This window comes from Pseudomonas sp. BP6 (assembly GCF_017875935.1).
GTDB lineage: Bacteria > Pseudomonadota > Gammaproteobacteria > Pseudomonadales > Pseudomonadaceae > Aquipseudomonas > Aquipseudomonas putida_Y.
The window spans coordinates 1,192,885-1,217,700 of record NZ_JAGINI010000001.1 but is presented as its reverse complement, the minus strand read 5'-3'; the positions used below and the strand labels follow the sequence as shown (position 1 = coordinate 1,217,700).

Here is a 24,816-nt window from a genome sequence, read left to right as displayed (position 1 = left end):
TCGTCACGTCAGCGTCCTGCGGATTATCTTGCCCTGCCCTCAGTTATAGCTATTGGCCATTAGCCGCGCAATGTACCTCGTCGCCTCACCGAAGCTGCATACGCCAGGCGCGATGGATGCGGTTATTACGGGCGAAGTCCGGGTCCAGGGTCTGGGCGCTGATTTCTTCTACCACGTACCGCGCCATCAGGTGTTCGTCCAACTGGAACTTGCGGAAGTTGTTGGAGAAATACAGCACGCCACCCGGCGCCAGACGGGCCATGGCCAGGTCCAGCAGTTGCACATGATCACGCTGCACGTCGAATACGCCTTCCATACGCTTGGAGTTGGAGAAGGTTGGCGGGTCGATGAAGATCAGGTCGTAGCTGTCACGGTTGCCTTCCAGCCAGGCCATTACATCGCTCTGCTCCAGGCGGTTGCGCTCGGAATAGCCATTGAGCGCCAGGTTGCGCCGTGCCCAGTCCAGGTAGGTTTTCGAAAGGTCGACGCTGGTGGTGCTGCGCGCACCGCCCTTGGCCGCGTGCACGGTGGCCGTGGCGGTGTAGCAGAACAGGTTGAGGAAGCGCTTGCCAGCGGCCTCGCGCTGGATGCGCATACGCATCGGGCGATGGTCGAGGAACAGGCCGGTATCCAGGTAGTCGGTGAGGTTGACCAGCAGCTTGACGCCACCTTCGTTCACCTCCTGGAAGCGGCCCTCGGTAGCCTGACGTTCGTACTGGCGCGTACCGCTTTGCCGCTCGCGACGCTTGAGCACTACACGTTGCGGCGAAATGCCCAGCGCCTGCGGGATGGCCGCCAGTGCATCGAGCAGACGCGCCTGAGCCTTGTCCGGGTCGACCGAACGTGGCGCGGCGTATTCCTGCACGTGTACCCAGTCCTGGTACAGGTCGACCGCCAAGGCATATTCGGGCATGTCGGCATCGTACAGGCGGTAGCAGTCGACCTGCTCGCGACGGGCCCACTTGCCCAGTTGCTTGAGGTTCTTCTGCAGGCGGTTGGCGAACATCTGCGCCCCTTCCGACAGCCGCGCTGGCTCACTGGCCTGCGGCGCCTGCTGACGGGTTTCGGTGCCTTCAGGCTGCGCTTCGCGGCGTTCACCCGTGACGAACTGGTCAGGCTGCACCTTGAACAGCAGTAGCTTGCATGGCAATGCGCCGTTCCAGAACGCGTACTGCTTGTGGCTACGAATGCCCATGCGCTTGCCCAGTTGCGGCGCGCCGGTGAATACCGCTGCTTCCCAGCCCATGCAGGCCTGGCGCAGGCGCTCGCCCAGATTCTGGTAGAGGTACAGCAGGCTGGCTTCGTCACCCAGACGCTCACCGTAGGGCGGGTTGCTGATGACCAGGCCTTTCTGGTTCTGGTCCGGGCGTGGCTCGAAGGTGCTGACTTCGCCTTGGTAGATCTTCACCCAGTCGCCCAAGCCGGCACGCTCGACGTTGTTGCGACCCGGCTGGATCAGCCGCGGGTCAGCCTCGTAGCCACGGATCCACAGCGGTGGCTTGGCCAGGCCGGCCTGCGCGCGCGCCTGAGCCTCGTCATGCACCTTGCGCCACAGCGCCGGCACATGGCCGAGCCAGGCGCTGAAGCCCCAGCGTTCGCGCTTGAGGTTGGGGGCGATATCGGCGGCGATCATCGCGGCCTCGACCAGGAAGGTACCCACACCGCACATCGGGTCGGCCAGGGCACCACCTTCGGCCGCGATACGCGGCCAGCCAGCACGGATCAGCACCGCTGCCGCCAGGTTTTCCTTCAGCGGCGCGGCACCTTGCTGCAGGCGGTAGCCACGCTGGTGCAGGCTGTGCCCGGACAGGTCGAGGGACAGAATGGCCTCGCCGCGGTCCAGGCGCAGGTGCACACGCACGTCAGGGTCGATCTTTTCCACGGACGGGCGCAGGCCTTCACGGTTACGCAGCTTGTCGACGATGGCATCCTTGACCTTCAGCGCACCGAAGTGGGTATTGTCGATGCCGGAGCCATGGCCGCTGAACTCCACAGCCAGGGTGCCGTCGGCTGCCAGGTGGTCGGCCCAGTCAACCGCGTGCACACCGTCGTAAAGGTCGTCGGCGTTCTTCATCGAGAAGCGCTTGAGCACCAGCAATACGCGGTTGGCCAGCCGCGACCAGACACACAGGCGGTAGGCAGTTTCCATGTCGGCGGCGCCGCGAATGGCCGAGGTGTGCTCGCGCACCTCGTCAAGGCCGAGGCTTTTGGCCTCTTCGGCGAGCAGGCTTTCAAGGCCTTTGGGACAGGTGAGGTAAAGTTCGAAACGGTCCGACATGAGTATTCCAGCGCCTTGGGCTATTTGACTGACGGGGCGACGCATCGCCCCGCGATGTTTGCCCGTACACCTTTCCAGCAGGCGTGCGGGTGGCCTTCTGCGGCACACAACGTGCGGCAGAAAAGCCGGGCCGCCTGACCGATCCGTGCTTGGCCCAGTGGCAAAGACAGCTTAGATCATCAGGCAGTACGAGAAATTCTGGCGATCTGCGGGCCGATGTGACCCTTCGTCGCATTTCAAATTATTTCTGTCATCCGCATCAACGCTGGCGAAATGACGTCAAAGAACGGCAAAACCCGATCAATACGGGGCTAAACAGCAAACAAGGTTGAGTCGCATTTATTTACTTATCCCCTCACCCTTGGAAAGGTTACGTGCTTATGACAAATCGGTCATTCACACCGTGACTCGCATTCGATAGAACTGGTCTCAGGCCACTTCGCAACGAGGCGGCACTTTCAGCTCGCCACGCCGGCAGCGAGCGCAAACCGGCAGAACGACTCTGCCCGGCCTCGGAGAGGCCGACGGGACATTACAGTCAACAAGTGAGGGCAACACCCTATGAGAAGACTTAAGCGTGATCCGTTGGAAAGAGCATATTCACGTGGTTACCAATACGGGGTCACCGGCAAATCCCGCGAACTTTGCCCCTTCAATCTTCCTTCTGTTCGCCAAGCCTGGATCAACGGCTGGCGTGAAGGTCGCGGTGATAACTGGGACGGAATGACTGGCACCGCTGGCATCCATAGACTCAACGAAAATCACGCCGTTGGCTGAACGAGGACACTGAATTCGATTTACCATGCACGCCCCATCCGGGCGGCGGGCGAAGGCCCAGGGGCCCCTTGAAGGGGCCCTTTTTTATGCCTTGGCAAATCTCATCAGCTGTACCCACACTGCCCCTGCTGGGGCGGGCTTGTCAGGTCACCGCGGCATTGCCGCGATAGCATCCACCGCTTCGCGAATCAGCGCCGGCCCCTTGTAAATGAAGCCCGAGTAGATCTGCACCAGGCTCGCCCCGGCCGCGATCTTATCGGCAGCATGGCGGCCTTCGGTAATGCCACCGGCGGCAATGATCGGCAACTTGCCGCCCAGCTCACCTGCCAGCACCTTGACGATATGAGTGCTTTTCTCCAGCACCGGTGCGCCCGAGAGGCCACCCGCCTCGCCACCGTACGGCAATGTTTCGACACCTTCACGGCCCAGCGTGGTGTTGGTGGCGATCACCGCATCCATGCCCGACTCCATCAGCGCGGCGGCCACCAGCGCCGTTTCTTCGTCGCTCATGTCCGGCGCAATCTTGATTGCCAGCGGCACGCGCTTGCCATGTGTACCGGCCAGTTGCTCGCGGCGCTCGGCCAGGGCGTCGAGCAACTGCTTGAGCGAGTCCCCGAACTGCAGGCTGCGCAGGCCCGGGGTATTTGGCGAACTGACATTGACCGTGATGTAGCTGGCGGCGGTGTAGACCTTGTCCAGGCAGATCAGGTAGTCATCGACGGCACGCTCGACCGGTGTATCGAAGTTCTTGCCGATGTTGATGCCCAGCACCCCCTTGTAGCGCGAAGCGCGTACGCGCTCGAGCAGGTGATCAACGCCCAGGTTGTTGAAGCCCATGCGGTTGATGATGGCCGTGGCTTCCGGCAGACGGAACAACCGCGGCTTGGGGTTGCCAGGCTGCGGACGCGGGGTGACAGTGCCGATTTCGACAAAACCGAAGCCCAGCTGGGCGAAGCCGTCGATGGCCGCGCCGTTCTTGTCCAGGCCGGCTGCGAGCCCCACCGGGTTGGCGAAGTTCAAGCCCATGACCGAAACCGGCAATGACGCCGGTTGCTTGCACAGCATGCCGTTGAGGCCCATACGGCCACCGGCGCCGATCAGGTCCAGGGACAGGTCATGGGAAGTTTCCGGGGAAAGCTTGAACAGCAGCTGGCGGGCCAGGGTATACATGGGCGGGCAAGGCTCAGGGTGAGTGAGGGGGCGATTATAGCCAGCGAGGAGCTGGCAGGACAGCAAATCGTGGAGCGCTTGGCACATCGGTTGCACCCTTTCAGCCCACAGCCTTATCAGTAAGGGCGAGGACTCTTGTGAACACTGTACCCCGAGCAACGCCCCTGGCCTGGGTCAACGGCAGCGACGCGCCGGAAAAAACCAGCCTGAACATCGGCTACATGGCCCTGACCGACTGCGCCTCGGTAGTGGTCGCCGCCACCCAGGGCTTCGCCCAGCAGCACGGCCTTACCCTCAACCTCAAGCGCCAAGGCTCGTGGGCCGGGCTGCGCGACAAGCTGGTCAGCGGCGAACTGGACGCCGCGCACTGCCTGTATGGCCTGGTCTACGCCGTGCACCTGGGCATTGGCGGCGTACCTGCCAACGACATGGCCGTGCTCATGGGGCTGAACCAGAACGCCCAGGCTATCAACCTGTCCCCTGCCCTGCAGCGCAAGGGCGTGACCAACCCTGAGGCACTGGCACGCCTGGTGCACCAGCATGGAGCGCGCCTGACGTTCGCCCAGACCTTCCCCACCGGCACCCACGCCATGTGGCTGTATTACTGGCTGGCCAGCCACGGCATCCACCCGCTGCGCGACGTCGACAGCGTCGTGGTGCCACCGGCGCAGATGGCTGCACACCTTCAAGCCGGGCGCATTGACGGCTTCTGCGTCGGTGAGCCCTGGGCCGCCGACGCCGTGGCCACAGGCCAAGGCTTCACCCTGGCCACCAGCCAGTCGATCTGGCCGGATCACCCGGAAAAGGTCCTGGCCTGCACACGCGCCTTTGCCGGGCAATATCCCAACAGCGCCCGTGCGCTGATCAAGGCGATCCTCACCGCCAGCCGGTTCATCGAGCAAAGCCCGGAAAACCGCCGCAGCACCGCGCAACTGCTGAGCGCAAGCGCCTACCTGGACACCCCGCTGGACAGCATAGCCCCCCGCCTGCTCGGCCACTATGAGGATGGCCTGGGCAATGAGTGGCAAGACCCACACGCCCTGCGCCTGTTCGACCAAGGCCGGGCCAACCTGCCCTACCTGTCCGACGGCATGTGGTTCATGACCCAGTTCCGCCGCTGGGGCCTGCTGCGCGAAGACCCCGACTACCTCGGCGTGGCCCGGCAGGTCCAGCAACTGCAGTTGTACAGCGAGGCCGCACAGAGCCTGGGCATCGCTTGCCCGGACCAACCGATGCGCAGCAGCCTGCTGATCGATGGCTCCCGCTGGGACGGCAGCGACCCCTTCGGCTATGCCCGCAGTTTCAGCTTGCATGCCTTGGGCGACCTGCCCGATGCCCGTGTCGGCGCGTGAGGGAGGGGGACGAACATGTTGCGCATCCTGCTGATCGACGATACCCAGAGCAAGCTTGGTCGTCTCAGGGCGGCGTTGAGTGAGGCCGGCTTCGAGGTCATCGAAGCCCCGGACCTGACCATCGACCTGCCCGCCTGCGTCGAAACGGTGCGCCCGGACGTGGTGCTGATCGATACCGACTCACCAGACCGCGATGTGATGGAACAGGTGGTGCTGGTCAGCCGTGACCAGCCCAGGCCCATCGTGTTGTTCACCGACGAGCACGACCCCGGGATGATGCGCCAGGCGATTCAGGCAGGGGTCAGCGCCTATATCGTCGAGGGCATCCACGCTGCGCGGCTGCAGCCGATCCTGGACGTGGCCATGGCCCGCTTCGAAAGCGACCAGGCACTCAAGGCGCAGCTGCTTGCGCGCGACCAGCAATTGGCCGAACGCAAGCGCATCGAGCAGGCCAAGGGTTTGCTGATGAAGATGAAGGATTGCAACGAAGAGCAGGCCTATACCCTGATGCGTCGCCAGGCCATGAGCCGGCAGCAGAAGCTGATCCAGGTGGCCGAACAGATCATTGCCATGCATGAGATGCTCGGCTGACGCGCTGAAAATCTCTTGCCAGCCGCGCCAGAAGTTGGCCCATCTCTTGCTCGACAAATCCTACCGGTAGCCAACGGCGGTTACCCCACTTGAATCCCGACAAAGACGTCGCTCGCCCCTCCACCTCGTGGAGCGGGTGGCGACGTCTTTTTCGTTCCGTTGTACTACCGAGTGAGGTGTTCGATGAGTACCAGCTTCTGGAAATCCGGGCATGTGCCCACGCTGTTCGCCGCGTTTCTGTACTTCGACCTCAGCTTCATGGTCTGGTACCTGCTGGGCCCGCTGGCGGTGCAGATTGCTGCCGACCTGCAACTGAGCGCACAACAACGGGGCCTGATGGTCGCCACGCCGATCCTGGCCGGGGCGCTCCTGCGGTTTGCCATGGGCGTTCTGGTCGACCGCCTGTCGCCCAAGACTGCCGGCCTGATCGCCCAGGTGGTGGTTATCGTCGCCCTGGCTGCGGCCTGGCACCTTGGCGTGCACAGCTATGAACAGGCACTGCTGCTAGGCGTGTTCCTGGGCTTTGCCGGTGCTTCCTTCGCCGTCTCGCTGCCGCTGGCCTCGCAGTGGTACCCGCCACAGCACCAGGGCAAGGCCATGGGCATCGCCGGCGCGGGCAACTCCGGCACGGTGTTCGCTGCCGTGCTGGCACCGGCACTGGCAGCGGCCTTTGGCTGGAACAATGTATTCGGCTTTGCCTTGATCCCGCTGTCACTGGCGCTGGTGGTGTTCGCCCTGCTGGCGCGCAATGCCCCACAACGGCCCAAGCCGAAAGCCATGGCCGACTACCTCAAGGCACTGGGCGACCGTGACAGCTGGTGGTTCATGTTCTTCTACAGCGTCACCTTCGGCGGCTTCATCGGCCTGGCCAGCGCCCTGCCCGGCTACTTCAGCGACCAATACGGCCTGAGCCCGGTCACCGCCGGCTACTACACCGCCGCTTGCGTGTTCGCCGGCAGCCTGATGCGCCCGCTCGGCGGCGCCCTGGCTGACCGTTTTGGCGGCATCCGCACCCTGCTGGGCATGTACGGCGTGGCCGCCATCTGCATTGCCGCAGTCGGTTTCAACCTGCCCTCTGCCGCGGCCGCACTGGCGCTGTTCGTCAGCGCCATGCTCGGCCTGGGGGCGGGCAATGGCGCGGTATTCCAACTGGTACCGCAACGCTTCCGCCAAGAGATCGGGGTAATGACCGGCCTGATCGGCATGGCCGGCGGCATCGGCGGCTTCCTGTTGGCGGCCGGGCTGGGCACCATCAAACAGCACACCGGTGACTACCAGATGGGGTTGTGGCTGTTCGCCAGCCTGGGCCTGCTGGCCTGGTTCGGCCTGCACGGTGTGAAACAGCGCTGGCGCACCACCTGGGGCTCGACTGCAGTCACCGCAGCGCGGGTCTGAGGCACGCCGATGAGTCTGCAACTGAGCTTTGCCCAGGCCAGCGCCACCGGGCCGCGCGCGGAAAACCAGGACGCCCTGCGCCTGGTCACGCCGGCACCAGAGCTGGCCGCCAGCAAAGGCTACCTGTTCGCCTTGGCCGACGGCGTCAGCCAATGTGCCGATGGTGGCCTCGCGGCGCGGGCCAGCCTGCAGGCACTGGCCCTGGATTACTACGCCACCCCGGCCACCTGGAGCGTGGCCCAGGCCCTCGACCGCCTGCTGCTGGCGCAGAACCGCTGGTTGCGCGCCCAGGGCAGCGGCCAGCCGTTGCTGACCACGCTTAGCGCGCTGGTGTTGCGCGGCAGGCGCTTTACCCTGGCCCATGTCGGCGACTGCCGGGTGTACCGCTGGCACGAGGGGCACCTGCAATGCCTGAGCGAAGACCATGTATGGGACCAACCGGGCATGCAGCATGTACTGAAACGGGCGCTGGGCCTGGACCAGCACCTGCTGGTGGATTACCTGGAGGGCGAGCTGCAAGCGGGCGAGTGCTTCTTGCTGCTCAGCGACGGGGTCTGGGCCAGCCTGGGCGAACAACACATACAGGCCGTGCTGCGCGAGCAAACTGACCTGCAACTGGCCGCCGACACCTTGGTGGCCAGCGCCCACTTCAACGGTAGCAAGGACAACGCCAGCGCCTTGCTGGTGCAAGTCGAGCAACTGGGCACGGCCAACCTGGGCGATACCCTGGCGCAACTGCAACAGTGGCCAGTGCCCGGCCCCCTGCGCGAGGGCCAGGTGATCGACGGCTGGCAGGTCGAAACACTGCACGCGCACAGCCGCCAGTCCTTGCTGTACAAAGTACGCGATCGCCAGAACCATCCTTGGCTGCTCAAGACCCTCCCCACTGCACGCGAACAGGAGCCGGGGGCGGCCCAAGGGCTGTTGCTGGAAGAGTGGTTTCTGCGCCGCATCGCCGGCCGGCACTTCCCCGAGCTACACACCGCCAGTCAGCGCCAGCACCTGTACTACGTAATGCGCGAATATCCCGGCCAAAACCTGGCGGCGTTGCTGGCCGAACAAGGCCCGCTGCCCCTGCCGCAATGGCTGGAGGTCGCCCGGCAGCTGCTGCAGGCAGTCGGCGTGCTGCATCGGCGCAACTTGCTGCACCGCGATATCAAGCCAGACAACCTGCACCTGGGCCGCGATGGGCAACTGCGCCTGCTGGACTTCGGCCTGGCCTATTGCCCGGGCCTGTCCGAAGACCCGCTGCACGAGCTGCCCGGCACGCCCTCGTACATCGCCCCGGAAGCATTCGACGGCCACCCGCCCAGCCCGCGTCAGGACTTGTATGCAGTCGGCGTAACCCTGTACCACCTGCTGACCGGACACTACCCGTACGGCGAGGTCGAGGCCTTCCAGCGCCCGCGCTTCGGCCAGCCGGTCAACGCCGCGCGCTACCGACCCGACCTGCCGGAATGGCTGCAGCACAATCTGCTGCAGGCTGTGGCAAGCGACCCGGCGCAGCGCTTCGAAACCGCCGAACACTGGTTGCTGCTGCTCGAGCGCGGCGACCGCCAGGATCTGCCCAGCCGACCACGGCCGCTGCTGGAACGCGAGCCGCTGAAGGTGTGGCGCACCCTGGCCCTGCTGTCGTTGCTGATCAACCTGATACTGCTGTTCACCCTGCTCAAGGGCTGACCGCACCTTGCCGATGAGGAAACCCTGATGAATGCAAAAGTATGGCTGGTCGGTGCCGGCCCTGGCGACCCTGAACTGCTCACCCTCAAGGCAGTGCGTGCGTTGCAGCAAGCCGCCGTGGTCATGGTCGACGACCTCGTCAACCCGGCAGTGCTTGAGCATTGCCCGCAGGCCCGGGTAATGACCGTGGGCAAGCGCGGCGGTTGCCGCTCTACACCGCAAGCGTTCATACAGCGCCTGATGCTGCGCCACGCGCGACAGGGTCGTTGCGTGGTGCGACTCAAGGGCGGCGACCCTTGCATCTTTGGCCGTGGCGGTGAAGAGGCGCTGTGGTTGCAGGGGCATGGCATCGAGGTAGAGGTGATCAACGGCATCACCGCCGGCCTTGCCGGGGCCACCCAATGTGGGATTCCCCTGACTTCACGGGGTGTGAGCCGAGGGGTGACGCTGGTGACGGCCCACACACAGGACGATAGCGAGCTGAACTGGGCGGCCTTGGCTCAGGGCGGAACAACGCTGGTGGTATACATGGGGGTAGCGCGGCTGGAGCAGGTGCGCCAGGGATTGCTGGCGGGAGGCATGGCGCCGGGGATGCCGGTGGCGATGATCGAAAATGCCTCGTTGCCGCAGCAGCGGGAGTGCAGAAGCGATGTGCAGGGAATGGTGGAAGCTGCGCGCGGGCTTGGCTTACGTAGCCCGGCGATCTTGGTGATTGGGGAGGTGGTCGGTGAGCAACTGGCTCCGGGGCGCATCGCAATCGCAGGCTGACCTGGGGGCAGCCTTTGAGGTCGGTTAAAACCCAGGCAAAGAAAAACCCGGCCGAGGCCGGGTTTTTCATGAAGCTTCACACCAATTACTTGGCCTGGGCTTCTACCTGAGCTTCAACGCGACGGTTGATAGCACGGCCTTCTTCGGTGGCGTTGTCAGCAACCGGACGGGTTTCGCCGTAGCCAACCGAGTCAACACGGCTGGATTCTACGCCGTACTGCTGGGTCAGGACTTGCTTGACAGCGTTGGCACGACGCTCGGACAGCTTCTGGTTGTAAGCGTCTGGACCCACGGAGTCAGTGTGACCTTCAACCACGGTGGTGGTTTGTGGGTACTGGTTCATGAAGTCAGCCAGGTTTTTGATGTCGCCGTAGCTGTTAGGCTTGACGACCGACTTGTCGAAGTCGAACTTGACGTCCAGCTCAACGCGAACGACTTCGGCAACAGCCGGGCAGCCGTCGGCGTCAACGGTAACGTTGGCCGGGGTGTCTGGGCACTTGTCGACGTTGTCGCACACGCCGTCGTTGTCGGAGTCGGAGCAGACTTCAGCAACTGGAGCCGGAGCAGCTTCAGCTTGCTTCGGGCTACCGCCGAAGTTCAGGCCAACACCAACGCTCGGGGCCCACTCGGTGTCGCCCTGGTCGATGTTGTACTGAGCTTCTACGCCGGCACGGGCGTAGAACATGTCGGTGATGTACCACTTGGCACCAGCGCCAACGTTGGCGAAGGTGGAGTGGTCACGACCGCCACGGCCGGTCTGGCCCAGCGACTGGTGCGAGAAACCAGCGGAAACGTATGGACGGATAGCGTCGTACGGGTTGTTGAAGTGGTAAACGGCGTCCAGGGCGGTGTTCGAGCCCTTGATGTTCTTGCCGTCTTCGCCACGAGCGTTGTGCACTTCGTCGTAGCCCAGACGCAGCTCAACGTCGTCGGTCAGGAAGTAACCGATCGAACCGCCGAACAGGTTGCCGTCGTTCTTGAAGTCGCGCTGGCTGTCGAAGAATTCTTTCTTGTAGAAGATTTCAGTCTCGACGGCGCCTTGACCTTGTGCCATAGCGCCAATCGAAGTGGCGGCTACAAGCGAACCAATGGCCAAGCCCAAGGTGTTTTTCAATTTCATCCGTTAAATCCCCATCTGGTGATAGTTAAGCAGTCCCACCACAAACAAGAGGGACAACTCGACGGCGAGTCTAGCAGAACTCGCCGGTTCGTTAGAGATACTTGCACGCCTCTAAGTTTCATCAAGGCCGGCAAATTTCTCCCGAAGCTTGTCTAGCGCACGCTTGTAACGCATTTTCGTGGCGCTCAGGCCCATGTGCATGATGTCGGCAATTTCCTGAAACTCCAGCTCTGCGACAAAACGAAGCACCAGAATTTCCCGGTCAATCGGGTTCACATGCACCAGCCACTTGTCCAGCCCGCCTTTTTCTTCCGGTTTCGGAGCCTTGTCTTCGGACGCCTCTTCAACAGGGTCCAGACTCAAGGCATCCATCAACCGACGTTTGCGGCGCTCCTTGCGGTACTGGGTAATGCACTCGTTGTAGGTGATGCTGTAGAGCCAGGTCTTGAACTTCGACTTACCCTCGAAGTTTTTCAGCCCGTACAGCACTTTCAGCATCACTTCCTGACAGACATCGTCCGCGTCACGGTCGTTCCCCAGATAACGCGCACAGACGTTGAACAGGGTCCGCTGGTAGCGCCGCATGAGCTCCTCATAGGCGCGGGTAACGTGGTACAGCTCCTCATGCGAACGCGCCACCAACTCTTCGTCTGTGAGCTCGCGGGGGTCATAGCGCATGGGCGGCGAATGAACTTTATTCAAAACGGATCTGGCCGACAGTCAGGTCAATGTCGCCGCGCGACCCCGTGGGTCGAATTTCGCGGCGGCATACATTAACAGCTTTTGTGCGGTTAGCGGCTATTGACTCGCTGTTCAAGCAGCTCGCGGTTAGACAGCGACACCAGTTCGCCATCATCGGTCAGCAGCGTCGTCTTCACCGTACCGATCTCCTCGATATGCCCTTCGACCTCTCCAATCCGCACCTGCTGGCCCACTTGGTACAGCTCGCGTACGTAGATGCCGGCCAGGATCTGCCCGGCGATTTCGCGACTGCCAAGGCCCATGGCCAAGGCAACGGCCAGACCAACGGTAATCAGCCCGATAACGATGACGTGGTTCAGCAGGTCGGTTTTCACTTCCAACTGGCTGATGGCCACCGAGATGCTGATGATGATCACCAGACCTTGGGTGATGCGCCCCAGGCCCGCCGAGTATTCCAGGCCGATACCTTCGGCAGCGCCACGTACCAGGCCGTTGGCCACCTGCGCCAGCAGCACGCCGGCCAGCAGCACCAGGGCCGCGCCGAACACCTTGGGCAAGTACAGGGCGAGCATGTCGAGGGTTGCCGAAACCCGCTCCAGGCCCAGCGATTCCGCGGCCGAGACCAGGAAAATGAGCAGCACGAACCAGTAGACGATCTTGCCGATCAGGGTCGAGATCGGCACCTGGATACCGCCCCGACCGAGCATTTTGGTGAGGCCGGTGCCGGCCATCAGGCGGTCCAGGCCAAATTTGGCCAACAGTTTGGACAGCAGCGTGTCGAGCAGCTTGGCCACCACGAAACCGAGCAGCACCACGACCAGCGCGCCAAACAGGTTGGGGATGAAGTTCGCTACCTTGGTCCAAAGGGCAGTCATCGCGGTGACCAGGCTCTGGGTCCAGAGATCGAGTTCCATATTCAATCGGCCTTATCTGCTTTGCTGCCGCTGGCAGCGTTGCGGGAAGAGTGTCGACGCACCGGCGCAACGTGCGCCGAGCCATTGTTCACGGCAATCAGCAGCGCCTGGCACCAGCGGCCAAGCAAGCTGAACAGATCACCCGCGCCAACCTGGCGGTTGGCGGTTTTCAGCACGCGACCCAGGCAAGCGGCGTCATCCCGGTCGTCCCGGTCATTGCCGGAGGGTGACGCCTTGAGCAGGTCGCGCAGGGATTCTTCAAACGGATCGTGCATGGGCACCTCGCGCAGTGTCAGCAAGAGACGAGATGGCCGGGCAACGGGTCACACATCCCGTTGGGACGAATGTTTCAAATTGCACAGCTATACCCACCGCAACCGCCGGAACAGCCACCACTGCCCCACGGCCAACCCCAGCACGACGATGCAGGCGAACAGGAAGCCCAAAGGGTTTTGCGCCCCGGGGATGCCGCCGACATTGATGCCCAGCAGCCCGGTGACAAAGCTCATGGGCAGGAAGATGCAGGTGATGATGCCAAAGCGGTACATGGTGCGGTTCATCCGCTCGCTGCGCCGCCGGTCCTCGCTTTCCAGCACCAGTGCAGCGCGTTCGCGGGCCAGCTCCAGCTCTTCGAGATAACGGATCAGGCTGTTGTTGAGTTCATTCCAGTAATCGGCGTCGGCATTGGCGAACCAGCTCCATTTGCTGCGCGACAACTGCGCGTAGATTTCCCGTTGCGGGGCGAGAAAGCGGCGCAAGCCAGCGGCGCGACGGCGGATCTGCTGCAGGCTGCCCTGTTCCGGGGTATACCGCTCGTCGGATTCAACCTTTTCTTCCTCCAGGTCGACCAGCTCGGCCAGGTCGCTGACCAGGCCCTGAACCTTTTCGGTCAGCAACTCGCCCATCAACAGCAACAGTTCCGAGGCCGATTTCGGTCCCCTGCCCTGTTCCAGCAGCTGGAGAATTTCATCGCTGGCGCGCAACGGCCTCAGGCGCAGCGAGATAACCCGCTGCGCCTCGGCAAAGATGCGTACCGAAACCATGTCTTCGGGCTCGGCACCCGGGTTGAGGTTGACGCCCCGCAGGAACAGCAACAGCTGTTCGTCCGCCAAGGGCAGCAGGCGCGGCCGGGTGTTTTCCTCCAGCAGCAGCTCGCAGGCGAACTCGCTCAGGCCGCTGTCGTGCAACAGCCAGGTACGGGTTTGCGGATGGCTGCGGTCCCAGTGCAGCCACAGGCTCTGCTCCGGTTGCAGCTGCAGGTCATCCAGTTCAGTACGGGCAATCGAGCGCGCGCCGCCTTTGCCATCGAGCACCAGGGCATGCACCAGCCCCCACTGCGCGTTGTCTTCCTCCAGCATCAAAGCTCCATCAGCGCGTGCAGCGCATTACTCCGGCATTTTCAGCGGGCTCGGCGAAACCAGCACGCCATTGTTGTCGGCATATACATACTCGCCCGGGCGGAAGGTTACCCCGGCGAAGGTCACCACCACGTTGAGATCGCCAATACCGCGTTTGTCAGTCTTCATGGGGTGACTGGCCAGGGCCTGCACGCCGACGTCGGTCTGGATCAGCACGTCGACATCACGCACACAGCCGTAGATCACCAAGCCTTCCCAACCGTTTTTTGCGGCTTTTTCGGCGAGCATGTCGCCGAGCAGCGCACGGCGTAGCGACCCCCCGCCATCGACTACCAGTACTTTGCCCTTGCCGTCGAGTTCAACCTGCTCCTTGACCAGCGAATTGTCCTCGAAACACTTGATGGTGACGATCTGGCCACCGAACGAGTCGCGGCCACCAAAATTGCTGAACATCGGCTCCAGTACTTGTACCAGGTCCGGGTAGGCGTCACACAGGTCGGGCGTTACGTAATGCTGCATGGGAAGCTCCTGTCAGTCACAACGAAAGCGGGTATCGGCCAAGGCTACACCTTGGAGGCTGTCGCAGTCATCCGGGACCGGGCAGTCATTTGTATTCATCCTGTCTCGGCCCTTCCACGCGTGACCCGTTCCTGCACAGGAACGCGCCGTTATCCAGGTGTAGGAGCGGGTTTACCCGCGAATACGGTGGCGGCGTCAACGGTGAACGGCGGGGGGAAATTGGCCAGCAGGGCCGGCCCTTTCGCGGGTAAACCCGCTCCTACGACGGCCTGTGTCCACCACCAATCTGTGTAGGAGCGGGTTCACCCGCGAAGAGGCCATGACAGGTGCAGCAAAGTCAGCTGGCAGGCACAGGTTCCGCAACCACAGTGGACGCATGCACCGGCAGCAGCGGATTGCGCAGCCAGCGCTCCACCAGCGGCCACACCTGCACCTGCGCGGCCTTGCTCACCAGCATGTCGACATGCCCAAAGGCCTCGAAGCCCTCCTCACGCCCCAGCCGGAGGAACTGCTTGCGCTCGCCGCCCAACTGCTCGAACAGCTTGCGACAGGCCCACACCGGGTCCTGGAAGTCCCCAACGCCGGCCACCGCCAGCAGCGGCACATCCACCTCTGCCAGCCCCGCCCACCAATCGTGCTTTTTGTCGCCAAAGCGCCCGAACAGGCCGTGCCAGCGCATGCTCTCCAGGGCCAGGCCTATCGGCTCGTCTTCAGGCCCACGCTTGAAGCGTGGCCCGGATATCTGCCCCCAACGCTTGAGCACCAGCTTCGCACCCCAAGCCAGCGGTGGCACTTTCAACGGCCAATAGACACGGCTGATCTGGGTGCCGAACAACGCCACGCTGGCCACTTGCTCGGCAGCCAGAAAACCACCGCCCAGCGCAGCTACCAGGGTGGTGCCACCCAAGGAATGGCCAACCCAGTGCGGCGCCTGGCCCGACTGCTCGCGCACGAATGCGTTGATCAACGGCAGGTCATCACGGGCGTAGGCGGCAACGCTGTTGTGCTTCCAGTCCTGGTTACGCGGCGACAGGCCATGGCCGCGCATTTCCGGGATCCAGACATCGAAACCGGCGCGCGCAAGATAGGCACCCAGGCCAACCCCTTTGGGCGAATACCAGAAGCGCCGATTGGAAAAACTGCCGTGCAGGAGAACGACCGGCACGCCTTGGGCCTGACCCTGGTCGGCCAGCCCCAGACGGGTGATGGCGAGCTCGACGCTGGGGTCCGGGCCATTACCGGCCTTGATCCGATACACGTCTTCGCTGAGATCGCCGCGGCGCTCGGCACTGAGCAGGGCCACGGGGAATAGAGTGCTGCTGCTTTGCATAAGGTTGCTTGGTGCACAAAAAAGGGCGGGATCCATTGCTGGAGCTCGCCCTGGAAAAAACCAGGCAAGAGGACGCCAGACGTCCCCCTGCGTTTTACAGCCTCAGGCCGCGCCTTGGCCTTCGGCCAGGAAGAACCAGGTCTCGAGTACCGAGTCCGGGTTCAGCGATACACTTTCGATGCCCTGTTCCATCAGCCACTTGGCAAGGTCCGGATGGTCCGATGGGCCTTGGCCGCAGATGCCGATGTACTTGCCGGCCTTGTTGCACGCGGCAATGGCGTTAGCCAGCAGCTTCTTCACCGCAGGATTTCGCTCGTCGAACAGGTGGGCAATGATGCCCGAGTCACGGTCCAGCCCCAGGGTCAGCTGGGTCAGGTCGTTGGAGCCGATCGAGAAGCCGTCGAAGTATTCCAGGAACTCTTCGGCGAGGATGGCGTTGGACGGCAGTTCGCACATCATGATCACGCGCAGGCCGTTGTCGCCGCGGGCCAGGCCGTTTTCTGCGAGCAGGTCGACAACCTGGCTGGCTTCGCCCAAGGTGCGCACGAACGGCACCATGATCTCGACGTTGGTCAGGCCCATCTCGTTGCGCACACGCTTCAGTGCACGGCACTCGAGCTCGAAGCAGTCACGGAACGATTCGCTGATGTAACGCGAAGCACCGCGGAAGCCCAGCATCGGGTTTTCTTCTTCCGGCTCGTACAGCTTGCCGCCGATCAGGTTGGCGTACTCGTTGGACTTGAAGTCCGACAGGCGCACGATGACCTTTTTCGGGTAGAAGGCCGCCGCCAGGGTGCTGATGCCTTCTACCAGCTTCTCGACGTAGAAGCCGACCGGGTCGTTGTAGCCGGCGATGCGCTTGTCGACGCTGTCTTTCAGGTCGGCAGGCAGGCCCGCATAGTTCAGCAGCGCCTTGGGGTGCACGCCGATCATGCGGTTGATGATGAACTCCAGGCGTGCCAGACCGACACCGGCGTTGGGCAGCTGGGCGAAGTCGAAGGCGCGGTCCGGGTTGCCGACGTTCATCATGATCTTGAACGGCAGTTCCGGCATGGCATCGACCGAGTTCTGCTTGATGTCGAAGCCCAGTTCGCCTTCGAAGATGAAGCCGGTATCGCCTTCGGCACAGGAAACGGTCACGCCCTGGCCGTCTTTCAGTACCTGGGTAGCATTGCCGCAACCGACTACCGCCGGAATACCCAGCTCACGGGCGATGATCGCCGCGTGGCAGGTACGGCCACCGCGGTTGGTGACGATGGCACTGGCGCGCTTCATCACCGGTTCCCAGTCCGGGTCGGTCATGTCGGAGACCAGTACGTCGCCCGGCTGGACCTTGTCCATTTCCGATACGTCGTTGATGACACGAACCTTGCCAGCGCCGATACGTTGGCCAATGGCACGGCCTTCGACCAGCACGGTGCCTTTCTCTTTGAGCAGGTAGCGCTCCATGACGTTGGCGCTGGAACGGCTCTTCACCGTTTCAGGGCGGGCCTGGACGATGTACAGCTTGCCGTCGTCACCGTCCTTGGCCCACTCGATGTCCATCGGGCGCTGGTAGTGCTGTTCGATGATCATGGCCTGCTTGGCCAGCTCGCTGACCTCGGCATCGGTCAGGCAGAAGCGTGCGCGCTCGGCGCGGTCGACTTCGACGGTCTTGACCGAACGGCCGGCCTTGGCTTCGTCGCCATAGACCATCTTGATCGCCTTGCTGCCCAGGTTGCGGCGCAAGATGGCCGGACGGCCGGCCTGCAGGGTGTTCTTGTGCACGTAGAATTCGTCAGGGTTGACTGCACCCTGTACGACGGTTTCGCCCAGGCCATAGGCACCAGTGATGAATACCACATCGCGGAAGCCCGACTCGGTGTCGAGGGTGAACATGACGCCGGCGGTGCCGGTTTCGGAGCGGACCATGCGCTGCACACCGGCAGACAGGGCAACCAGCTTGTGATCGAAGCCCTGGTGCACGCGGTAGGCGATGGCGCGGTCGTTGAACAGCGAAGCGAACACTTCCTTGGCCGCGCGGATCACGTTATCGACGCCGCGGATGTTGAGGAAGGTTTCCTGCTGGCCGGCGAACGAGGCGTCCGGCAGGTCTTCGGCGGTAGCCGAGGAACGCACGGCAACGGCCATGTTGTCATTGCCGGCGGCCATTTCGGCGAAGGCCGTACGGATTTCCGAATCCAGACGCGGCGGGAATTCGGCTTCCATGACCCACTGGCGAATCTGCGCGCCGGTCTTGGTCAGGGCGTTGATGTCATCTACGTCCAGTGCGTCGAGCGCAGCGTGAATCCTGTCGTTCAGACCACTCTGTTCGAGAAAATCGCGGTACGCCTGCGCCGTAGTGGCAAAGCCGCCCGGCACCGATACACCAGCACCGGCAAGGTTGCTGATCATCTCGCCCAGGGATGCGTTCTTGCCCCCCACATGCTCCACATCATGGACGCCGAGCTTATCGAGGGAAACTACGTACTCTACCAAGGTGATCTCTCCACTAACTGTGTTGGAAAAGCTCAAAAGGCGCCCGCCTGTCTTCTTTGACTTGGCCGGGCGTTTGTGGCCTGTACCTGGAAAATAGGCTCTGCAAATGTGGCAGAATGTCGACAGCCGCATTCGGCAAACCGAACTTATCATATCCAAGAATCGTCATCAGCTTAAGGCCCAGATCGCAAATGAAACGAACCGCGTTCTTCATCTCCGACGGCACGGGTATCACTGCCGAAACCCTGGGCCAGAGTTTGCTCGCGCAATTCGAGAGCATTCCCTTCAACAAATTCACCCGTCCCTACATCGATTCACCGGACAAAGCGCGGGCCATGGTCCAGCAAATCAACGCTGCGGCCGAGCGGGATGGGGTCCGTCCGATCATCTTCGACACCATCGTCAACCAGGACATCCGCGAGATCCTGGCGACCTCGAATGGCTTCATGATCGACATCTTTTCTTCGTTTTTATCCCCACTTGAGCAGGAATTGATTGCCCATTCGTCGTATTCCGTGGGCAAATCCCACTCGATCGGCGGCAATTCCAACTACATGGAACGCATCGAGGCGGTGAATTTCGCCCTGGATAACGACGACGGTGCACGCACCCACTACTACGACAAAGCCGACCTGATTCTGGTTGGCGTGTCGCGTTGCGGCAAGACCCCAACCTGCCTTTACATGGCCATGCAGTTCGGCATCCGTGCCGCCAACTACCCGCTGACCGAGGACGACATGGAGCGCCTGCAACTGCCGGCGGTGCTGAAAAAGCACCACAACAAGCTGTTCGGCCTGACCATCGACCCCGACCGCCTCACCGCCATCCGCCACGAGCGCAAGCCCAACAGCCGCTATTCCAGCTTTGCCCAGTGCGAGTTCGAAGTACGTGAAGTGGAAAGCCTGTTCCGCAGGGAGAACATTCCCAACATCAATTCCACGCATTTTTCGGTGGAAGAAATTTCCGCCAAGATCCTGGTCGAAAAAGGCGTGGAAAGGCGGTTCAAGTAAACCTGTCCGGGCCCGCTCCCCTGTAGGAGCGGGTTCACCCGCGAAAGGGCCGGCCCTGCTGGCCAATCTCCCCGGCCGCCCACCGTTGCCGCCGCTACCGTATTCGCGGGTAAACCCGCTCCTACACAGATCAGTGTTGGACACACATCGAGGGTTGGACACAGGCCGTTGTAGGAGCGGGTTCACCCGCGAAAGGGCCAGCCCAGGCATACAAAAAAGCCCCGGCATCACTGCCGGGGCTTTGTTTTACCTCACCACAAGGCTCAGGACGGCACCACCGCCGCCTGCCCGCTCATGGCCAGGTCGACCAGCTCGCGGTTGGCCACCGCGTACATCGCATAGTCAATACCCGTGGCATTGCGCAGGTCGTCGAGCATGGCGCGCCAGCGTTCCACCATTCCCCGGTGCTGCTCTGCCCACAACGCCACACGAGCATCCATGTCTTCCGGTGCATCAACCATCTGCAGGACCGAAATGGTGATCGCCCGCTGCTGCAAGTCGATATCGTCGCGGAATGCCTCGCGGGCCAGCGCCTGCCAGTTGTTTTCCACCGGCAGGTTGCTGATTTCCTGCAGGTACCAGGTCAGGTCCAGCGCACTGCCCACGGCGAAGAATGCCTTGGCCACCTGCGCCGGCTCATGGCCGGTAACGTCGGCCGCTTCAATGATCGGCAGCAGGGTGTACAGGTGGCTGGTACCTGCCACCATACGCGCCAGCAACTCCGGCACACCGGCCTCGACAAAGCCCTGGTAGCGCACCATCCAACGTTCGCGGGTGGGGCCTTCGAGCAGCTCATCAAGTTTCAGACCCAACTGCGCGATCTTCGGCCCGAAGTGCGCGGTATCGCGCCCAGCGTCCTGTTCGTTACGGCGGCTACGCAGGAACCAGCGGGTGGCACGGCGGCCCAGGCGCATCAGCTCGTCCATCAGGGTGAGCTGTATTTCTGCTGGTACCTGATAGTCCAGTGCCTCGATCTGGCGGAACCAGTGCGGCAGGTGGAAGATGTCGCGCACGATCACATAAGCGCCGGCCACGTTGGCCGGGCTCATGCCGGTCGACTCCTTCAGGCGCTGAACGAAGGTGATACCCATGTTGTTGACCAGGTCGTTGGCGATCTGGGTGCTGACAATTTCGCGCTTCAGGCGGTGGCGGCGCATGGCCTCGGCGAACTTGCTGACCAGGGACGGCGGGAAAGCGGTGTCCATGTCACGGGTCAGGTAATCGTCGTCCGGCACCAGCGACTTGAGCAGTTGCTCCTTGAGGTCGATCTTGCTGTACGAGATCAGCACCGACAGCTCGGCGCGGGTCAACCCATGGCCGGCAGCCAGGCGTTCGGCCAACTGCTCCTCGGACGGCAGGAATTCGATGGCGCGGTCAAGTTTGCCCCGCGCCTCGAGGTCGGCCATCAGGCGCTTGTACTCGGCAATCCGCTCGCGGGCGCGGCGGGCGGCCAACGACAGCGCCTGGGTCTGCTTGTAGTTGTTACCCAGCACCAGGCCGGCCACTTCGTCGGTCATGCTGCCCAGCAGCTGGTTGCGCTGCTTCTCGGTCATGTCGCCACCCTGCACCACTTCGTTGAGCAGGATCTTGATGTTGACCTCGTGGTCGGAGCAGTCCACGCCGCCGGCGTTGTCGATGAAGTCGGTGTTGGTGGCGCCGCCGTTCAGGCCGAACTCGACCCGGCCGAGCTGGGTCATGCCCAGGTTGCCACCCTCGCCCACCACCTTGCAGCGCAGTTCGTTACCGTTGACCCGCAGCGCATCGTTGGCCTTGTCGCCCACATCGGCGTGGCTTTCAGTGCTGGCCTTCACGTAGGTTCCGATGCCGCCGTTCCACAGCAAGTCCACCGGGGCCTTGAGCAGCGCGTTCAGCAGCTCGGTCGGGGTCAGGCGGTCGGCTTCGATGGCGAAGCGCTCCTTCATCTGCGCACTGATGGCGATGCTCTTGGCACTGCGCGGGAAGATCCCGCCGCCTTCGGACATGATGCTGGTGTCGTAGTCGCTCCAGGCCGAACGCGGCAGATCGAACAAACGCTTGCGCTCGGCAAAGCTGGCGGCAGGCTCGGGGTTGGGGTCGATGAAGATATGCAGGTGGTTGAACGCTGCCACCAGCTGCAGTTTGTCGGACATCAGCAGGCCATTGCCGAACACGTCGCCCGCCATGTCGCCCACCCCGATGACGGTGATCGGGTCTTCCTGCACGTTGATGCCACGCTCGCGGAAGTGACGCTGTACGCCCACCCAGGCGCCGCGTGCGGTAATGCCCATTTTCTTGTGGTCGTAACCGGCCGAGCCGCCCGAGGCAAAGGCGTCGCCGAGCCAGAAGCCGTAGTCGATGGCAATGCCGTTGGCGATGTCGGAGAACGTCGCGGTGCCTTTGTCGGCCGCCACCACCAGGTACGGGTCGTCATCGTCATGACGCACCACGTTGGCCGGCGGCACCACGCCACCGTCCTTGAGGTTGTCGGTGATGTCGAGCAGGCCGGAAATGAAGATGCGATAGCACGCCACGCCTTCGGCGGCAATCTCGTCACGGCTACCGCCAATCGGCAGACGCCGTGGCAGGAAGCCGCCCTTGGCGCCGACCGGCACGATGACCGAGTTTTTCACTTGCTGGGCTTTGACCAGGCCCAGCACTTCGGTGCGGAAGTCTTCTTCCCGGTCGGACCAGCGCAAGCCGCCACGGGCGACGTTGCCAAAGCGCAGGTGCACGCCCTCGACGCGTGGCGAATAGACGAATATCTCGAACTTTGGCACCGGTTTGGGCAGTTCGGGGATCAGCTTGGGGTTGAACTTGAAGCTGAAGTACGACTTGTTCTGGCCGTTTGCGTCGGGCTGGTAGAAGTTGGTACGCAGGGTGGCCTTGATCAGGTCCAGGTAGCGCCGCAGGATGCGGTCTTCGTTGAGCACCTGAACGTCGTCCAGCGCAGCCAGAATGGCCTGCTCCAGGCGCTGCTGCTTGTCGTCAAGGTCGTCCTGGGTGAGCTTGCGTGCCAAGTAGAAGCGGGTCTTGAACAACCGGGTCAGCTCGCGCGCGATATCGGTGTGGTTGTTCAGGGTACTGGCGATGTAACCCAGGTCGAAGCCCAGGCGAATCTGCTTCAGGTAACGGGCGTAAGCGCGCAGCAGGGCCACGTCGCGCCATGGCAGGCCGGCAGTCAGTACCAGGCGGTTGAAGGCGTCGTTCTCGGCGTCACCACGGACGATGTGGATGAAAGCGTCCTGCAGGGTGTCGTTGAGCTGCTGGATCTCCAGGCTCAGGCCTTCGCTGTAGGTGAAGGCGAAGTCGTGAATCCAGTATTCCCGGCCATTGGCATGGCGCAGGCGATACGGGAACTCGCCGAGCACGCGCAGGCCAAGGTTTTCCAGAATCGGCAGCACATCGGACAGCGCCAGCGGGGTGTCGGCGTGGTACAGCTTGCAGTGCAGCGTGCGCTCGCCAACCTGGGTCAATGGTTGGTAGAAGCTCATTGCCAGCGGCTTGCTTTCCGACAGGCTCAGCACATGCTGCAGGTCGACCACCGCCGAGTGTGCAGCGAAGCGCTCGCGGTACCCGGCCGGGAAGCCTTTGGGGAACTCGGCAAGGATGTTGGTGCCCTGGGCTTCGCCGAAGTTCTCTACCACCAGTGCCGAGTAATCGTCATGCCACGAGCGGCAGGCCTGGATGACTTCGCGTTCCAGCTGCTGCGGGTCGATGTCGATGCGGTTCTTGGGGTCGACCCGCAGAATCAGTTGCACACGGGCCAGAACCGATTCGGAGAAGAAGGTCCAGAACTCGCAGTCGCTGGCCTTCAGACGCTCCATCAGCACCTGCTGGATCTTCTGCCGCACTTCGGTGGAGTAGATTTCCCGCGGGACGTAGGCCAGGCAGTAGCAGAAGCGGCCGTACGGATCTTTGCGCAGGAACACGCGGATCTTGTTGCGCTCCTGGATCTGCACGATCGCCATGACTGTGCTGAACAGCTCGTCGATCGGCGTCTGGAACAGGTCGTCGCGCGGCAGCACTTCCAGCACCTGGGCCAGTTCCTTGCCCAGGTGGGCCTTGGGATCGAAGCCCGAACGGCGCTCGACTTCGGCCACCTTCACGCGGATGTACGGAATGGCATGCACGCTTTCGCCATACACCGACGAGGTGTACAGCCCCATGAAGCGGTGCTCCTTGATCACCTTGCCATCGGCGTCCAGCTGACGGATCGACACGTAGTCCGGGTAGGCCGGGCGGTGCACGCGGCTGGGCAGCGCGGCCTTGGCGAACGACAGCAACAGCGGCTCGTTGAGGTAGGCCACGGCATAGTCTTCGATGCGCAGCTCTTCTGCCTTCAAACCCACGCGCAGGCGACGCGGCAAGCCGAGGAACGACTGCCCGTCGTAGACCATCTGGCCGCCATCGGCGTCGCCCTTGACGGTAAATTCTTCATAGCCCAGGAAGGTGAAGTGGTTATCCAGCAGCCACTCGAGGAAGGCCTTGACTTCGCTCTTTTCGTTTTGGGCAGGGCCAAAGGCGGTCTGCTCCACCTGCGCCACCACTTCACGCAATTTGGCCTTCATCGGTTCGAAGTCGGCCACCACCACCCGTACCTCGGCCAGCACCTGCTCGATTTCGCGGGTCAGCACTGTCAGCTCGGCGGCGTTGGCGCAGCGGTCGATCTCCAGGTACATCAGTGACTCGTAGCACACGCCTTCGCCCTGGGTACCCTTGGGCAGCAGTTCCAACAGCTCGCCCTTGGCACCACGGCGCACGCTGAGTACGGTGGTTTGCAGGGTGTGGATGCTGTAGCCACGGCGATTGAGCTCAGTGCGCACCGAATCGACCAGGAACGGCAGGTCATGGTGCAGCACTTCGACCACGGTATGGGTCGACTGCCAGCCATTGCGTTCGTAATCAGGGTTGTACACCCGTACTTGCGGATATTCGGGGTCGAAACGCTCGATGATGCGCCAGGCTGACAGGGTGCAGCCGGCCAGGTCGGAAAGCCTGCGTTGGGTGAGTTCGTCCAGAGAGATGATGCCGAAGAACTGCTCGGCGAACAGCGCCACTTGTGGCAGGGACTGCTCGCTGATGTGCTGCGCCAGGGCCGCTTGCAGTTGATGCTGAAAGTCGGCTTTGCTGGCTGCGGTGAAGAACGCCATCTGTGGTACTCCGCTTGGGCTTTGTAATAATTGAAGCGTCGCTGCGTGCGCCGTGTTCGGATCAACGATAGCCAACCCGTGGCATGGCGGACGGTAAAAAACCAGACGTTGAACGTGCGCAGGCACGCTCAGGGCTCGCCGAAGCTTAACGACTGATCGGTCATCTACGCTTGCAGCGCTGCGACAATTTCGGTCAAGGGGCGGTAACTTTACGTTTATGCCTGTACGCAAGACTGTCAGAATTC

Annotated in this window: 18 protein-coding genes; 7 read left to right on the top strand and 11 right to left on the bottom strand. The window is 62.6% G+C overall.

Translation table 11 applies throughout. From position 1 onward, the window contains the following. Positions 1 to 85: 85 nt before the first annotated feature. Positions 86 to 2,278 carry a bifunctional 23S rRNA (guanine(2069)-N(7))-methyltransferase RlmK/23S rRNA (guanine(2445)-N(2))-methyltransferase RlmL gene (gene rlmKL / locus J3A98_RS05440; protein WP_209964590.1) on the bottom strand — a complete coding sequence of 731 codons (2,193 nt, stop codon included), beginning with the start codon at positions 2,276 to 2,278 and terminating at the stop codon, positions 86 to 88. Between the two features lie 561 nt (positions 2,279 to 2,839). On the opposite strand from rlmKL, the gene J3A98_RS05435 reads away from it, so the two are divergent. Continuing rightward, positions 2,840 to 3,055, top strand: coding sequence for a ribosome modulation factor (locus tag J3A98_RS05435; protein ID WP_003248687.1), 216 nt, complete (start codon positions 2,840 to 2,842; stop codon positions 3,053 to 3,055). Positions 3,056 to 3,202: 147 nt separating this feature from the next. Here J3A98_RS05435 and J3A98_RS05430 read toward each other — a convergent pair whose 3' ends face one another. Then, positions 3,203 to 4,225: a quinone-dependent dihydroorotate dehydrogenase gene (locus J3A98_RS05430; protein WP_176684429.1), complete on the bottom strand. Its 1,023-nt coding sequence runs from the start codon at positions 4,223 to 4,225 to the stop codon at positions 3,203 to 3,205. Between the two features lie 137 nt (positions 4,226 to 4,362). Between J3A98_RS05430 and J3A98_RS05425 the strand changes: the two genes are divergently transcribed. From J3A98_RS05425 to cobA, 5 genes are all read left to right on the top strand, one after another. After that, entirely contained in the window at positions 4,363 to 5,577 is a 1,215-nt protein-coding gene (locus J3A98_RS05425; protein ID WP_209964588.1) for a CmpA/NrtA family ABC transporter substrate-binding protein, read from the top strand. 15 nt (positions 5,578 to 5,592) lie between these two features. Then, on the top strand, positions 5,593 to 6,168 hold the full coding sequence (locus tag J3A98_RS05420; protein ID WP_176684431.1) for an ANTAR domain-containing protein: 576 nt from the start codon (positions 5,593 to 5,595) through the stop codon (positions 6,166 to 6,168). A gap of 183 nt (positions 6,169 to 6,351) precedes the next feature. After that, positions 6,352 to 7,563, top strand: coding sequence for a nitrate/nitrite transporter (locus J3A98_RS05415; protein ID WP_209964586.1), 1,212 nt, complete (start codon positions 6,352 to 6,354; stop codon positions 7,561 to 7,563). Positions 7,564 to 7,572: 9 nt separating this feature from the next. Then, a complete protein-coding gene (locus tag J3A98_RS05410) occupies positions 7,573 to 9,243 on the top strand; it encodes a bifunctional protein-serine/threonine kinase/phosphatase (protein ID WP_209964583.1) in 1,671 nt (556 codons plus the stop codon). Positions 9,244 to 9,270: 27 nt separating this feature from the next. After that, positions 9,271 to 10,011, top strand: a complete 741-nt coding sequence (gene cobA, locus J3A98_RS05405) for a uroporphyrinogen-III C-methyltransferase (protein ID WP_209964581.1) — start codon at positions 9,271 to 9,273, stop codon at positions 10,009 to 10,011. 85 nt (positions 10,012 to 10,096) lie between these two features. Here the strand turns inward: cobA and J3A98_RS05400 are convergent, their stop codons facing one another. The 8 genes from J3A98_RS05400 to ppsA all read right to left on the bottom strand — a co-directional run bounded on the left by J3A98_RS05400 (position 10,097) and on the right by ppsA (position 18,432). Next, on the bottom strand, positions 10,097 to 11,131 hold the full coding sequence (locus J3A98_RS05400; protein ID WP_176684435.1) for an OmpA family protein: 1,035 nt from the start codon (positions 11,129 to 11,131) through the stop codon (positions 10,097 to 10,099). Between the two features lie 111 nt (positions 11,132 to 11,242). Then, positions 11,243 to 11,809, bottom strand: a complete 567-nt coding sequence (sigX, locus tag J3A98_RS05395; RefSeq protein ID WP_003248665.1) for an RNA polymerase sigma factor SigX — start codon at positions 11,807 to 11,809, stop codon at positions 11,243 to 11,245. Positions 11,810 to 11,922: 113 nt separating this feature from the next. Beyond that, positions 11,923 to 12,747, bottom strand: a complete 825-nt coding sequence (locus tag J3A98_RS05390) for a mechanosensitive ion channel domain-containing protein (protein ID WP_003248659.1) — start codon at positions 12,745 to 12,747, stop codon at positions 11,923 to 11,925. Between the two features lie 2 nt (positions 12,748 to 12,749). Further along, positions 12,750 to 13,022, bottom strand: coding sequence for a hypothetical protein (locus J3A98_RS05385; RefSeq protein WP_028697557.1), 273 nt, complete (start codon positions 13,020 to 13,022; stop codon positions 12,750 to 12,752). Between the two features lie 87 nt (positions 13,023 to 13,109). Further along, positions 13,110 to 14,105, bottom strand: a complete 996-nt coding sequence (locus tag J3A98_RS05380) for a zinc transporter ZntB (protein ID WP_176684436.1) — start codon at positions 14,103 to 14,105, stop codon at positions 13,110 to 13,112. A 27-nt stretch (positions 14,106 to 14,132) separates the two neighbouring features. Next, positions 14,133 to 14,624 (bottom strand): ribonuclease E activity regulator RraA, encoded by a 492-nt coding sequence (gene rraA, locus J3A98_RS05375; protein ID WP_003248652.1) that lies wholly within the window; start codon positions 14,622 to 14,624, stop codon positions 14,133 to 14,135. A gap of 337 nt (positions 14,625 to 14,961) precedes the next feature. After that, positions 14,962 to 15,954: an alpha/beta fold hydrolase gene (locus J3A98_RS05370; protein ID WP_245354938.1), complete on the bottom strand. Its 993-nt coding sequence runs from the start codon at positions 15,952 to 15,954 to the stop codon at positions 14,962 to 14,964. 102 nt (positions 15,955 to 16,056) lie between these two features. Further along, positions 16,057 to 18,432 (bottom strand): phosphoenolpyruvate synthase, encoded by a 2,376-nt coding sequence (ppsA, locus tag J3A98_RS05365; RefSeq protein WP_019752139.1) that lies wholly within the window; start codon positions 18,430 to 18,432, stop codon positions 16,057 to 16,059. A gap of 191 nt (positions 18,433 to 18,623) precedes the next feature. On the opposite strand from ppsA, the gene J3A98_RS05360 reads away from it, so the two are divergent. Then, positions 18,624 to 19,442, top strand: a complete 819-nt coding sequence (locus J3A98_RS05360) for a pyruvate, water dikinase regulatory protein (protein ID WP_021785502.1) — start codon at positions 18,624 to 18,626, stop codon at positions 19,440 to 19,442. Positions 19,443 to 19,705: 263 nt separating this feature from the next. On the opposite strand, the gene J3A98_RS05355 is transcribed toward J3A98_RS05360, so the two are convergent. Further along, complete coding sequence (locus J3A98_RS05355; RefSeq protein WP_209964575.1) at positions 19,706 to 24,571, bottom strand: NAD-glutamate dehydrogenase; 4,866 nt, start codon at positions 24,569 to 24,571, stop codon at positions 19,706 to 19,708. Positions 24,572 to 24,816 lie beyond the last annotated feature (245 nt).